Below are 13274 nucleotides of genomic sequence, written 5' to 3' on the forward strand. Positions count from 1 at the left end.
TGCTCGGCCTCGCGCTTATCCCACCAGCTGCGGCGCGGTTTGGGGGAGGTTAAAACGCGCCTTGCTGGCGGGGCGCTCGGCAACCTGGCTTCGCCAGGTTCGGCTATGCTTGAAATGTTGTGCGAAACGACCATATGGCCTTTTTGCCCGCCCTCCGTGGCGGGCTATAATATAACAAATCTATATAGTTAGAAATAGATTTAAACTATATAATTTAATAATCAAGTGGAGATATTCAATGAAGATCTATTTATCGCTTATTATTTTTATTGGTTTATGTATTTTTCAGGTAGAAGTTTTTTCAAAAGGTGAAATGGATGGCAAATGGATGTATATAGGTGCCACTAAATCTAATGATGATACTACTATGTTCTATATTGATCCTGAATCTATAGAAAAACCATCAGAAGACACTATTCTTTTTTCAATGAGAATGCGTACAGCTTTAGAAGAAAGTATTTACCAAATGCAAATATTTTTATATAAAGAAGGTTGGGTAGCTAAATCATTAAAAGGATTAATTGCCAATACTATTACTGGTCAAATTAAAGAAATAAATTCAACCGATATGCAAATTATTCCTGAAGACTCAATTCTAAAAAAGATTGTTGATGAGGCATTAAAAATAAATGGAAATAAGAAAAAAGTAAGAATACCAAAAATGGATGAAATTAAAACATCTCCTTCGCGTACAAGAGACAAAATGAGATAATATTATTATCTCTTGGGGTATAATCATCGTGTCTTGCTACGATTATTTATTGAAAATATTATTCCAGGATTCCCCGAAGCTTGCAACGGGGAGGTTTATCTATTATAAGTTCTGGAATTTATTTAATTTAATCGCTCGGGAAATTGAAAAATTATAACTTGAATTATTAATTTATATACTTTTAAAATGAAAAAAGACCTTTTGCAAGTTTTTAAATATTCTATTATTGGAGAATTATATGGCACTTTCAAATAAATGTCCTAACTGTGGTGAGAAAGGTTTATCAGTGGGTTTAATTAAATGTAAAAAATGTGGTTCAGTTTTTTGTACTAAATGTAATGCTGCAAAAGTACTTGGATCTAAATGTCCGAAATGTGGTGGAGAAGGTGAATTGATTAAAAGGTGACAAAATTTATTCAATAAATATTTTTATAAATATTGGTGACCTGTAATGATCTCTGATCGACAAACTAATACGGTTTATATTTCTGAAAAAACAAAATTACATTTCCCAAAATTTGTCAGTCAATTGGAAGATTACGTTACCAGTCATAAATATTCTTTTAAAATCCTTATTGAAACAAGAGATTATTTTTGTCGAGATTACATGCCTATTCAAGTCGATAAAAAAGATTTCGTTCAATTTATTTTCAATCCATCATATTACTGTAGCCATAATAATTCAAAATATAAATTAAAATCAACATCATTAACAAATCAGGTTCTTGCCGTATTAGAAAATAAAATCATCAAACCTAAATATAGTAAAATAATTCTTGATGGTGGCAATGTTGTCAAGTCTTCTCAAAAAGTTATTTTAACAAATAAAGTGATTGAAGATAATTCTTATCAGTTTAAAAATATAAACGCTATAATTAATGAGCTTGAAAGTATATTCCAATCTGAAATTATTATAATTCCTAAATATCCAGAACAATTTGAGTCAACGGGACATGCTGATGGGTTAGTTCGTTTTATAAATGAAAAGCAAGTTTTTATTAATCGAGTAAACCAAAATCAACAAGTTGATTTAGAATTATATGATAAACTAACAAAACTGCTTTTGTCAAAAAACCTGGACATAATAGAATTACCATTTTACGATAGTGGTAATGAATCGGCAGAAGGTTTATATATTAATTATTTACAAGTTGGTACTTTTGTTGTATTTCCAAAATTTAATAATGATATATTCGACAAAGAAGCTGAAAAAGTATTTATACAAATATTCGGTTCAGATAATGTAGTAGGTATAAATTCGGGTGGACTCGCAAAATATGGTGGAGTTCTCAATTGTGCAACTTGGACAATATATGATTCACAATAGAATTGAATACAATTTATAGCATTTAGAATTGATAATTAATCCCGCATTCGCCTTCCTTGGCTCATGCGGTTCAACTTATATTTATTAGGTCGCTTCGACCAACAATGCATAACCGTTCCGCTCCTCGCTCGCTAAGGCTCGCTGCGGTGCTCGGCCTCGCGCTTATCCTGCCAGCTGCGGCGCGGTTTTGGGGAAGCTAAAACACGCCTGGCTTGCGGGGCACTCGGCACATGGCGGCTATGCTTGAGACGTTAGACGACATACATAAAAATGGAGATCCTTTTTAATATATGAATGGTGTTTATAGAATAGTAAATATTAAAAATGGGAAGTCATACATTGGGCAATCCAAAGATATTTATAGAAGATGGAAACAGCATACATCAGCATTAACTGTTTATAGTAATGAGACAATTCTTAGAAAAGCATTTGTTAAGTATGGTATGCTTCAACAAGTTTTTAAAGAAGGACAATATGGGTGTTTTCGTTTTGAAATTATTGAAGAATGCAGCCCCAATGAGTTACTTGAACGTGAATATTATTATATTGATCTTGAAAAACCAGCATATAATTTAATGTTTTTACCGCCAAATGAATTAGTAAAGTTGGATTCGAAAAGAAGAAAACACGCTGGTAAATATTATATTCAATATCATAATTATGATGTTGAAAAACATTTTCCCGGTATAGATGAAAATAATTTGGGAATTCCTATTTCTGATATTTCTCATTATATAAGTTCACGAAAAAATCTCGCGGCATATTTGGATGGTGCAAATGTCGTACTTGTTATTGGTATTTCAATAAACAATAATAAATTATATTATATATGGACGAGAACAAATGTTGATGATCTTGAATTTATTAAAGAAGAAAATAATTCTTATAATATTATTGGATTTCAGGAATTTATTAAACCTGTATGTTTAAATAGGATTGAAGGATTTAGGCCATTCCAGAAGCGGTTAGGCAATTTTGCATATGGGTTATCATCGATCAATGGTTATGATTTTACAAAAATAATAATTGATATTTGTGAAAAACAACAAGTACATTATGCTATGCCATGCAAGGATTATTTAGATTTATATAAAAAAGAATTTATATGCTCGTCGTATAATAAACCATAGCATATCATTCCATGCGGGGATAACAAATAACCACGCATGTAGATTCGGCACTCGTGCTTGTCCCGACATCTGCGACGCGGTTTTGGAGAAGTTAGTGCACGCCTTGCAGGCGGGGCGTTCGGTACACTGATCTTCAGCCGGCGCCGGCTATGATTGAGACGTTATATACCATTGCAAGCCAAGCTAAACGGGGTACCCGCCATCAGTGGTGGGAGCGAAGGATGAATAAAAGGGTAGAAAATATATTTTACTTAAATATAAGAGTTATTCGTATATATCAATAATGAGGTATTAAATGCAGAATTTACTAAATGATTTAACCGAGTTGCTTTCTAAAGACGAAAGACTATCTGCCGAAGGAAAGTTATTAAAAAATAAAGTAATAGAACTCGCCCTGGCCATGGATTCTTCACTTATAAAGCTCTTATTGAAAAATGAAAAGATAAAAAAACACTTTTTTACGGAAGTTGATGGCATACTGGTTTTTGACAAAATAAATTTTCAAAAGTTTGTTTCAAATAAAGAATTTCTTCCAGACAGCTACACTGCGTTTAAAAATAAAATTGGTATTGTCAATGAGAATGGTGAATATTTTTCAAAAAGTCAAGAAGTTGTATTAGCTTGGCCTTATAAGGATTGTATTTTAGAAGGTGGTCAAACAAAAGAGGACCAAGAACGAGAAGAAATATTTTGGAATGAAACTCTTGCACCTGATGAAATTGAAAGACTATGCGCACCTAAAGTTATAACAAATTTTAGTCGTTATTCAGGGAAAAAAGGTATAGTACTTACTTCAAATGATAAATTTGAAATATTGAATGAAAATTTATTATTGAAAGGTAATAATTTATTATCATTATGTTCTTTAAAGAAATTATATTCTGGTAAAATAAAATGTATATATATTGATCCACCATACAACCCCGATAGTAATGCAAATACATTCATTTATAATAATAGTTTTAATGAATCAACTTGGCTTACATTTATGAAAAATCGAATAGAAGTGGCCAAGGAGTTACTCTCTAAAGATGGTGTATTTATTATTGCAATAGATGATAATGAATTTTTAGAACTTGGCGTGCTTGTAAAAGAATTATTTCCAAATCATGAATTACATATAATAACAATAGTACATAATCCAAGAGGAGTACAAGGTTCAAATTTTTCTTACACACATGAGTATGCGTTTTTTATTATCCCCAAAGGCAGTATAAGCATTGGAGAACGTAAAATTGATGAATCAGAGATTTATTGGTCTAACCTAAGAAACTGGGGTGGCGAATCACTAAGAGAAGATGCCAGAAACTGTTTTTATCCAGTCATTATTGAAAATGAAGAAATCATTGGCTTTGGTGATGTGCTGGACAATAATATTCACCCTAAACAGACCGAAAAAAAAGGCAATAAATACTACATATACCCTATTGATACAAACGGAGTAGAACGGAAATGGAGATATGCTCGTCAAAGTGTAGAAGAAATAAAAAATTTATTACGTGTAAAAAAATCGAAAAATGGATATGAAATTGAAATTGGCAAAGATTTCGGAACTTATAAAACCGTATGGGTAGATTCAAGATATGACGCAAATGAATATGGGACAAAAATTGTTAGTTCTTTAGTACCCAATAATCGATTTAATTTTCCAAAGTCATTATATAATGTTTACGATTGTCTCCATGCAGTTGTTTCAAAAGATAAAGATGCAATTGTTTTAGATTTTTTTGGCGGAAGCGGCACAACTGCTCATGCTGTCCTTGATTTGAATGAAGCAGATAATGGAAATCGGAAGTTTATTATTTGCGAACAAATGGATTATGTAGAAACGATTACAAGGGAAAGAATAAATTCTGTTATAAAGAATAAGAAGACTGGTTCGTTCATCTACTGCGAACTTATGGAATTAAATGAAGCATACATAAATAAAATCAAAAAAGCTAATTCAACTAAAGAGCTTCTCTCAATTTGGGATGAAATGCAGAAAAAAGCATTCATCAGCTATAAAGTTGACTCAAAGAGCATAAATGAAAATATTTCTGACTTCAAAGAATTTTCTTTAAAAGACCAGAAAAACTTCCTCATAGAGATTCTGGATAAAAACCAAATGTATGTTAATTACAGTGAAATTGATGATAATGATTATAATGTTTCCGAAACTGATAAAAAGCTGAATAAAATGTTCTATGGCGAGGTGTGACTATGCCTCAAACATTAGAACAAAAAATCACCGCATATATTGAACTTGGTAATTCACTACCGGAAATTCCGATATTTCTAAAAAACAATCTTAATGCAAATTTTGAATTACGCCCTTATCAAATAGAAGCATTTGGTAGGTTTTTGTATTATTTAGGCAATGATAAATTGAAACAAAAACCGTCTCAACTCCTCTTTCACATGGCCACTGGAAGCGGTAAAACACTTATTATGGCAGGGGCAATAATTTATCTATACAATCAAGGTTACCGCAATTTTCTGTTTTTTGTAAACAGTACAAATATCATAAATAAGACCCGTGATAATTTCTTAAATCCTCTTTCTTCAAAATACCTATTTTCTGAAACCATATCATTTGGAGACAAGAAAGTAGCCGTTCGTGAAGTTGATAATTTCCAAGTTGTAAACGATGAAGGCATCAATATCGTTTTTTCAACAATCCAGGGGCTTCATTCACGACTGAACACACCAAGAGAAAACTCTCTGACCTATGATGATTTTGAAAATAAGAAAATAGTTTTGTTATCTGACGAGGCCCACCATATTAATGTTGATACCAAGAGAGGGAAACTGACAAAGGAAGAACAAGACGAAATAGTATCATGGGAAGGAACTGTTAACAGGATATTTCGTGCCAGCCCGGATAATATACTTCTTGAATTTACTGCCACTATTGATATGGCAAATCCAGATATTACAGCAAAATACTCTGATAAAATCATTTTTGACTATCCGCTAAAACAATTCAGAAAAGACGGTTATTCAAAAGAAGTTAAGGTATTACAATCCGATATACCTTTAATCCAACGCGCATTACAGGCTTTTATATTAAGTCAATATAGGCGGAAAGTATTTGAGAAATACAAAAAATCAATAAAGCCTGTTTTGCTTTTTAAGTCTAAAACAATAGCCGAAAGTAAAGAATTCTATGCTGAATTCATTGAAAAGATTAAAACATTAAAAAAATCGGATATTGCCCCCATACAAAAAACCAATGACCCTGCTTTGAAAAAATGTTTTGAATACTTCAAGGCGAACAATATCACTATTGAAAACCTCATCGAAGAATTGAAGAACGATTTTTCAGAGGAAAAATGTATAGAGATAAACAGCAAAGAAGATAGTGAAGAAAAGCAGATTGCAGTGAACACCCTTGAAGATGAACATAATGAATATCGTGCTGTATTCGCTGTTGATAAACTGAATGAGGGATGGGATGTCCTAAACCTTTTTGATATTGTACGCTTGTACAATACAAGAGATGCAAAAGCAGGCAAGCCGGGGAATACTACAATATCTGAGGCACAATTAATTGGTCGTGGCGCAAGATACTGCCCTTTCCAACTATCAAACAATCAACCTAAATTCCAGAGAAAATTTGATGATGATATTACCCATGAACTTCGTATTTGTGAAGAACTATACTATCACAGCGCTCATAATCCAGATTATATTAAAGAATTAAATACTGCATTGCAAGAGATCGGCATAAAGGCAAAGGAATCGAAAGAAATACAATTACAGTTAAAATTTGATTTTAAGGAATCAAGTTTTTATAAAAAAGGCTTAGTATTTATCAATAATCAAATCCCTCATGATAGAAGCGGTTTGTTCGCACTTCCTAATACAATTACTGAACATCGGTTTCATGTAAATCTACAAACAGGAGCTATTCAATCAACCGCAATATTCGAGTCTCCCGATACAAAGGCTATTGATAAAAAGCAGCATGATTACAATCTTATTGATTTTGGTATACCTATTATCCGAAAAGCGCTCGCGCGGCTTGATTATTATCAATTTAATAATTTAAAATCTTATCTTCCTAATGTTAATTCAATTACGGAGTTTATTACTTCCAATAACTATCTTGGCAAGATAACTCTTGAAGTTGAAGGACAAAAAGATAAAATTGACAGCCTGTCACCTGATGATAAATTATATATTGCCACAGAAGTTCTTTATCGAATCAGTGAAAACCTTCAATCAGAGAAAATTGAATATAAAGGCACTGAAGAATTTAAACCTTATGATGTATCAAAAGTATTCAAAGATAAAACTCTTAATATCTACGTTAAAGAAGGTGGTGATCAGGAATACGGTGTAGCACAAAGTCAAACAACAAATACCGAATTACAAATCGATTTAAGTAAAAAAGACTGGTATGTATTCAATGATAATTATGGCACTTCAGAAGAGAAGTATTTGGTAAAATATATAGACAAGACATATGATACCTTAAAGAAAAAATATAATGAAATTTATCTTGTCCGTAATGAGAAACACTTCCAGTTGTTTAACTTTGATGATGGTACCCCTGTAGAACCTGACTTTATTCTTTTTCTTAGAAAGAAGGGATCAGGCATATCCGTCTACTACCAAATATTTATTGAACCGAAAGGGAGTCAATTGCTTCAAAAGGATGCATGGAAGCAAACATTTCTACTATCATTAAAAACAAAAAATAAAATACACATCCTGAATAAAACTAAAAAGTACAATATCTGGGGTATGCCTTTTTATAATGAAACATTAACGAAAAGTGATTTTGAAAATGCTTTTAAAGAAATCATTCAGTGATTGATGCGTCCATCTCCGCCGTCTATGCGGCTGTAAAGAATAATCCCAAAGGAGTAAATCATTTGACCACTTGCTTAAAACTCGCAATAACCAAAATCGGTGACCTGTTATTGCACGACAAAATCACGCAAGATAAAGACGGTAACACCCTTACTGACATTAATTTGGTGATACCGAATTATCAGCGTCCATATAAATGGACGGCAAAAAATGTAATTCAACTGCTGGACGACATTATTGATGCCAAAAACGAAAATAAAGAAACCTACCGAGTAGGGACACTTATCCTCCACCAAGAGGGAGAATCAACATATAACATCGTCGACGGGCAACAGCGAACTATTACCTTTTCGTTGCTACTTAAGGCTCTTGGTGCTCATTCAATTAGTTTTTTAGAACAGCCCCTTGTAAATAATCAACATAATACTCATAATATACCCAACAACTTCCGCACACTGGAAAGACGTGCAAATACTATCATCGATGACAAGGATAAAAAAGAACTGCTGAATTACATCAAAAACAACTGTGAACTCATCGTTGTCATTACAGAAAACATATCCGAAGCCTTTCAGTTCTTTGATTCGCAAAATGCTCGTGGCAAAAAGCTTTACCCCCATGATTTGCTGAAGGCTTATCATCTTCGTGAGATGAAAGATTTGGATGTAGTGGAAACCGAGAAGGTTGTAAAAAGTTGGGAGGATTTGGACCAAAAAAAACTATCGTCACTATTCAGTGAATATCTTTATCGCGTGAAAGAATGGACGAAGGGTAATAAAGCTTGGGAACTCACCGAACATAATATACACAAATTCAAGGGTATCACCCGGAAGGACAACTTCCCTTACGCCCAATTCTACAAAGGGGCATTTGCCTACGCCGATATGGTCAATAATTCCGCAATGCCTTTTGTTTCAGGTATACGGAATATTAAACCGTTTCAGTTGGATACGCCAATTGTGGCGGGTAAACCGTTTTTTGACTATGCAAAACACTACTTTGAAATTCTTAAAGATATTCAGAACAACGACAAATATGAGGGCTATTTTATCAATGATAATGATATCGTAAAAACTCTTGACCTGAGAACATACAAGAATGGTGTTGGCAACCGAATCACTCGCTTGTTGTTTGACACGGCGATTTTGCTATATGTTGATAGGTTCTGCCCCGAACGACCTTTAAAAACGGATTCGGAAATGTTAGATCAATTTGTGGTTTTTGCCTTTGTCTGGGCTTATTCGCTTAGGGCACAGTATTATAATGTCGGTTGGCTATCGGCGCAAAACTACATTATGGGAAACGATGTTACGAACTCTTTCAATCTATACAAAATCATCATCGAAGCAGATTCACCGGTTTCACTTTTAAGCGCACTTTCCGACAGGGTGAGTCCGTTGCCCAACAGCGCTATAAAGGCGAAAAATGACAATAGAGAAGATAAGGACGAAGACGGCATTTATCAAAACTTTCTTCACTATTTCAACAGCAATAAATTCTTGGAAGGCGAAAATGAAAACTGAAACTCTGCCGCTCAAAGAGCTATCCATCGATAAAATCTATAATGGCGACAAAGCAACCTATGAAGTTCCAATATATCAGAGAAACTATGCGTGGGAAAAAGATGAGATTTCCGCACTGATTCAGGATGTCTACGATGCGTACACCGCAGAAAAACAATCCCGTGAAAAAAAAATCTATTATATCGGTACATTGGTGTCCTTCCATAAAGGTGACCAAGTCTATGAAGTGATTGACGGCCAACAGCGGCTAACCACAATTAATCTCGTGTTGGGTGCATTGGGCATCTCCCTCCAAAACAAACTGACTTATCGGGCTCGTAAAAAATCGAACAACACTATTCAGAGCATTCCTCGTTTTGAAATCGAAGAAAAAGACGATGGCATCATCAATGGGTATAATTATGCCAAAAACGCCATTAATGAGATAGTTCCGAAAACCTGCCAAGACGAATTCAAAAACTTTTTTCAGAAGAGTGTTCATCTGATTCACTACCAAGTGCCGAAAGACATAGACTTAAACCACTACTTTGAAATCATGAATTCCAGAGGCGAGCAACTGGAAAAACACGAAATTATAAAGGCGCGCCTTATCGAAAAACTAAATGACGCGGACAAGGCAAAGTTCAGTCGCCTTTGGGAATTTTGCAGCGAGATGAATGTCTATATACAACAAAAATATAATGAAGAAGAAATATTCGGGCAGTCTCTATTCGATTTTAAAGTTTCAAACTTTGATTCTTTACCGAAGGTGGATGAAAACACCAATACACTGAAAATCAGCGACCTTATCAATTATAAAAGAGCAGATAAACAGCAGGACAAAGATGATAAAATCGATACGTTCCAGCCGATTATGGACTTTTCAAACTTCTTGCTTATTGTGTTAAAACTAACCCGTATTGATGATAGCGGCTTTGATCCTACGAGTTTTAATCTCGACGATAAAGATTTGATTCATGAATTTGATAAGTTGCAGGTTGAGCAGGTTGATGATGAGTTTGTTAAGAGGTTCGGCTTTAACTTGTTGAAGGCAAAATATCTTCTGGACAACTATCTCGTGCATCACTCGAATGAAGATGACACTATTGAGAACAACCCTTGGAAGCTGCAATATTGGCAAAAAGACGGCAAAAAAGGGTATCTGAAAAATCTTGACAGCGAAAGCGATCGTCATCAAAAATTGGTTCAGTTGCTTTCGATGTTTGAGGTATCATTTACGGCAAGGCAAAGGAAAAATTATCTCTTCTATTGCTTGCTGTATCTGTTCCGTTCTAACGACAGGGATATTAGCATGTATTGCGAATTCATATCAGGGTTGGCGGAAAAATACTTCACAGAAGTGTATTTGGTGGCTGCGAACCTTAACGAAATTAATACGCCTAAACCCGGTAGTTTCGATAAAACTATCCTAAGTGACAATCCACTCATTATTACGCCAAGCAAGGGCAATTTTGATTTTACTGCAATTTATGGAGATGGCACTGAAAAATCAAAGGGTATTCCGTTGTTTGTTTTCAACTATCTTGACTATAAATTGTGGGCAAAATATACTGATAAGCTTCGCGGCGAAAAGACAAAAGAAGGCAGTAAAGAACGAAAGGAATTTTTTGACACACTTGGATGTGGTGATTTTGGGCTGAAAGTATTCGAACAGTTTTATTTTTCGAGAACGCGCAGGAGTTTGGAGCATTACTACCCGCAAGCCAATGCAAATGGAGAAAATGGTGCGCCGAATGAAGAACAAATAAACTGCCTGGGTAACTACGCCATGATTGGTAGCGAGGCGAATAGTTCCGGTTCAAATTGGAGCCCGAAAACCAAGCTCGACCATTACTTGGATGCTTCCGGAAAGATTAAGCAGGTCAGTGTGGCATCAATCAAGTTTATGATTATGATGCAAAAATGCAAAGACAATCAAAATACTCGTGAAGCGGGGCAGGAATGGAATTTTGATGACATAAAAGCGCATCAAGAAAAAATGTTAGAAGTATTATTTGGTGGATCAAAATAAAATTCCTGCAGAGATTGGCAGTAGATGATGAGCAGTTTATGAAGCTTAATGGCTTAGCTAATCAACTTTACCCCCACCAGAGATGGGGGTAAAGTTGATTTTATGGTATAACAAGGCTTGAGATTATTTGGGAGGTGGTGTAATGGGGGAAAAAATTGAACCATCAGTATTTATGAAAGCACTTGATTGGTGTTATGATAAAGCAATAAACGGTGGTGGTGTTTTGGTAACTGCGAATGATTTAGCAAAGGAATATTTAGAAAAAAACAAAAACAATATTGATGCTGCTAAATCATTAATAAAATGGCAAATAGCCAAATGTGCCACATCGGGATTCATAACTGGTCTTGGAGGAATAATTACTTTACCAGTTGCTATCCCCGCAAATATATCAAGTGTTCTTTATGTTCAATTACGAATGATTGCGGCAATTGCTATAATGGGTGGCTATGATCCAAAATCTGATAAAGTTAAGACATTTGTTTATTTATGTCTAACTGGAAGTTCGGTAAATGATATTTTGAAAACAACCGGTATTAATATAGGGTCGAAAGTTGCACTAAATGCGATAAAAAATATTAGTGGTACAGTATTAAGGGAAATTAATAAAAAAGTTGGTTTTAAATTGCTTACAAAATTTGGGCAAACAGGCGTAGTAAATTTAGGTAAAACAATTCCTTTGATTGGTGGAATTATTGGAGGTTTATTCGATGCCGGCTCTACAAAAATTATTGGAAAAAAATCCATTGATGTTTTTCTTAAATAGCAGCCCGGTAATATTTGTATCATAGTCGCAATGAGATTATAGTCGATAAAATCGGCCTTCGCCCCAATTGCTTACAGTAGGAACACTACTGATTACCATGGATAAAATGCACCTTGTATTCGACGGGCATTGGGAAATCAAGATGAAGGACTTCTTTAAAATTGGCAGGTATGACGGTGTTATAAAATTGATTAATTGTTTTGTAGATTTTATGAAGAAACATAAATGGTGTTTGATTAGTAATAGCAGCCACATGCTGCCGGGGGGTGATTCATGGCTGGTAATGATAAAAACATGTTGCGGTCTCTATTGATAATACTAATACCGCTCAAACTCTCATTTTTTTTATTCGCGGCTATTATCGGCGTTATGGGTTTTACCTTTGAAGTCCTTACTCAGAGCAAGATTTCGAAGGTCATCAGCACTGTGTTGTTTTTACCAGCGGTAATCATGTACAGGATTATATCCAGGAGCAGAACCGGGTCGGAAGGATCAAAATAGAAAACGAAATGATATACAATTAATTTGGGATTAATAGGATGAAATTTCATATTGATGAAATATCACATCTGGCTCAGGAAAAAACTAAATATATAAAAAAACTCGATATTATAAAAGATAAAACAGTCGAGATACGTATTTCATATATTCCAATAGCACTGGAATTGAAATATTATAATTTCAATAATGGGATTATGGTTTTTGAAATTACTGGTAATAAGATTAAAAGAGGATTGGTGCGGGCAACTACTGGATTATTTTTAAAAAAATACCATGGCATTTTTTCACGGATCCTGTCAGTCTCGGATAATACGGTATTTTTCAAAATAAATGATTTTCTTAATAATGAAATCCCCGTTGTAAAAGGAATCCTAATATCAGGATTTGATATTGTCGGAAAAGAAGTAATATTGCATATAATTAAAAAAGATAAAAGAAAAAAATAGATGCCCCATCTCCACCCTCCATCCCTTGATTTACTTAATACCCCTTCAGAGGCGGAAA

10 protein-coding genes are annotated in these 13274 nt (G+C 34.3%); all 10 read left to right on the forward strand.

Annotated features, from left to right (window positions below):
• Window positions 1-238 precede the first annotated feature (238 nt).
• The 10 genes from KA369_05890 to KA369_05935 all read left to right on the forward strand — a co-directional run bounded on the left by KA369_05890 (window position 239) and on the right by KA369_05935 (window position 13216).
• Complete coding sequence (locus KA369_05890) at window positions 239-712, forward strand: hypothetical protein (GenBank protein ID MBP7735488.1); 474 nt, start codon at window positions 239-241, stop codon at window positions 710-712.
• A gap of 238 nt (window positions 713-950) precedes the next feature.
• Window positions 951-1118: a hypothetical protein gene (locus tag KA369_05895; GenBank protein ID MBP7735489.1), complete on the forward strand. Its 168-nt coding sequence runs from the start codon at window positions 951-953 to the stop codon at window positions 1116-1118.
• Window positions 1119-1163: 45 nt separating this feature from the next.
• Window positions 1164-2039 (forward strand): agmatine deiminase family protein, encoded by an 876-nt coding sequence (locus tag KA369_05900; protein MBP7735490.1) that lies wholly within the window; start codon window positions 1164-1166, stop codon window positions 2037-2039.
• A 290-nt stretch (window positions 2040-2329) separates the two neighbouring features.
• Window positions 2330-3169 (forward strand): GIY-YIG nuclease family protein, encoded by an 840-nt coding sequence (locus KA369_05905; protein MBP7735491.1) that lies wholly within the window; start codon window positions 2330-2332, stop codon window positions 3167-3169.
• Between the two features lie 295 nt (window positions 3170-3464).
• Window positions 3465-5369 carry a site-specific DNA-methyltransferase gene (locus KA369_05910; GenBank protein MBP7735492.1) on the forward strand — a complete coding sequence of 635 codons (1905 nt, stop codon included), beginning with the start codon at window positions 3465-3467 and terminating at the stop codon, window positions 5367-5369.
• A 2-nt stretch (window positions 5370-5371) separates the two neighbouring features.
• Window positions 5372-7969, forward strand: a complete 2598-nt coding sequence (locus KA369_05915; protein ID MBP7735493.1) for a DEAD/DEAH box helicase family protein — start codon at window positions 5372-5374, stop codon at window positions 7967-7969.
• A gap of 62 nt (window positions 7970-8031) precedes the next feature.
• The gene (locus KA369_05920; protein ID MBP7735494.1) at window positions 8032-9492 is read left to right on the forward strand and encodes a DUF262 domain-containing protein; all 1461 of its coding nucleotides are present in this window, start codon (window positions 8032-8034) and stop codon (window positions 9490-9492) included.
• Window positions 9482-11503, forward strand: a complete 2022-nt coding sequence (locus tag KA369_05925; GenBank protein MBP7735495.1) for a DUF262 domain-containing protein — start codon at window positions 9482-9484, stop codon at window positions 11501-11503. The genes KA369_05920 and KA369_05925 overlap by 11 nt, the downstream gene beginning before the upstream one ends.
• Before the next feature lie 142 nt (window positions 11504-11645).
• Complete coding sequence (locus KA369_05930; protein MBP7735496.1) at window positions 11646-12269, forward strand: EcsC family protein; 624 nt, start codon at window positions 11646-11648, stop codon at window positions 12267-12269.
• A 539-nt stretch (window positions 12270-12808) separates the two neighbouring features.
• A complete protein-coding gene (locus KA369_05935; GenBank protein MBP7735497.1) occupies window positions 12809-13216 on the forward strand; it encodes a hypothetical protein in 408 nt (135 codons plus the stop codon).
• Window positions 13217-13274: the final 58 nt, after the last annotated feature.

This window comes from Spirochaetota bacterium (assembly GCA_017999915.1).
Classification (GTDB): Bacteria; Spirochaetota; UBA4802; order UBA4802; family UBA5550; genus RBG-16-49-21.

What these genes read in the sequence shown, in the direction of transcription:
- KA369_05890 (MBP7735488.1), top strand. Translation starts at nt 239, where the DNA reads ATGAAGATCTATTTATCGCTTATTATTTTTATTGGTTTATGTATTTTT.
- KA369_05895 (MBP7735489.1), top strand. Translation starts at nt 951, where the DNA reads ATGGCACTTTCAAATAAATGTCCTAACTGTGGTGAGAAAGGTTTATCA.
- KA369_05900 (MBP7735490.1), top strand. Translation starts at nt 1,164, where the DNA reads ATGATCTCTGATCGACAAACTAATACGGTTTATATTTCTGAAAAAACA.
- KA369_05905 (MBP7735491.1), top strand. Translation starts at nt 2,330, where the DNA reads ATGAATGGTGTTTATAGAATAGTAAATATTAAAAATGGGAAGTCATAC.
- KA369_05910 (MBP7735492.1), top strand. Translation starts at nt 3,465, where the DNA reads ATGCAGAATTTACTAAATGATTTAACCGAGTTGCTTTCTAAAGACGAA.
- KA369_05915 (MBP7735493.1), top strand. Translation starts at nt 5,372, where the DNA reads ATGCCTCAAACATTAGAACAAAAAATCACCGCATATATTGAACTTGGT.
- KA369_05925 (MBP7735495.1), top strand. Translation starts at nt 9,482, where the DNA reads ATGAAAACTGAAACTCTGCCGCTCAAAGAGCTATCCATCGATAAAATC.
- KA369_05930 (MBP7735496.1), top strand. Translation starts at nt 11,646, where the DNA reads ATGGGGGAAAAAATTGAACCATCAGTATTTATGAAAGCACTTGATTGG.
- KA369_05935 (MBP7735497.1), top strand. Translation starts at nt 12,809, where the DNA reads ATGAAATTTCATATTGATGAAATATCACATCTGGCTCAGGAAAAAACT.